At 33.9% G+C, this 944-nt stretch carries 1 protein-coding gene; it reads right to left on the bottom strand.

Translation table 11 applies throughout. The features are described from left to right. The coding region (gene tyrS, locus C683_RS00460) for a tyrosine--tRNA ligase (RefSeq protein WP_040388528.1) at window positions 1-930 on the bottom strand (930 nt) is incomplete at its 3' end. Window positions 931-944 lie beyond the last annotated feature (14 nt).

The following is a 944-nucleotide window of genomic DNA, read 5'->3' as shown; positions in this document are numbered from 1 at the left end:
CATAGCTTCTTTTCCATGAACAAATGTCGTAACCTCTTCTGCTAAACGACGTTGTGCTTCACGTTTTTCTGGTTCAGTTTCTACCTTTTGTGCTAGTTCATCAATTTCTTCTTTAGACAAGAAAGTGAAATATTTCAAATATTTCACTACATCTCTGTCATCTTGGTTATACCAAAATTGGTAAAATTCATAAGGAGAAGTTTTTTCTGGATCCAACCAAATAGCTCCACCAGCTGTTTTACCAAATTTTGTTCCATCTGCTTTTAACATTAATGGAATTGTTAGACCATATACTTTTTCATCTGATCCATCCACTTTGTGGATTAAATCAATACCTGCTGTAATATTCCCCCATTGATCTGCACCACCAATTTGTAATTGAATATTGTGTTGACGATGTAATGTTAAAAAGTCAATAGATTGTAAAATTTGGTATGAAAATTCTGTAAATGAAATACCGTTTTCTAAGCGGCTAGCTACAATATCTTTAGCTAACATTGTATTAACATTGACATATTTTCCGTAATCACGTAAAAAGTCTAACAATGAAATTTTTGATAGCCAATCATAATTATTCACCATAGTGATATTAGCTTCATCACCAAATAAATGTTTCATTTGTTTTGTTAAACTTTCAACATTGTGATTTACTTGTTCCATTGTTTGTAGTTGGCGTTCTGTTTTGCGTCCACTTGGATCTCCAATAGAACCTGTAGCCCCACCGATTAAAATATATGGATGATGACCTGCATCTGCAAAACGCTTCATCATAATAAATGGAATTAAATGTCCAATGTGCATACTATCTCCTGTTGGATCTACACCACAATAAAGAGAAATTTTTTCACTTTCTACTAAATCGTGTAATCCCTTAGCGTCGGTTTGTTGATTAATTGCACCGCGCCACTCTAACTCATCGATAATATTCATAGGGAGCCTCCTTT

The sequence above is a fragment of the Catellicoccus marimammalium M35/04/3 genome (genome assembly GCF_000313915.1).
GTDB lineage: Bacteria > Bacillota > Bacilli > Lactobacillales > Catellicoccaceae > Catellicoccus > Catellicoccus marimammalium.
Note: the sequence above shows the minus strand (reverse complement) of the source record. Positions and strands in the feature narration are given on the sequence as shown.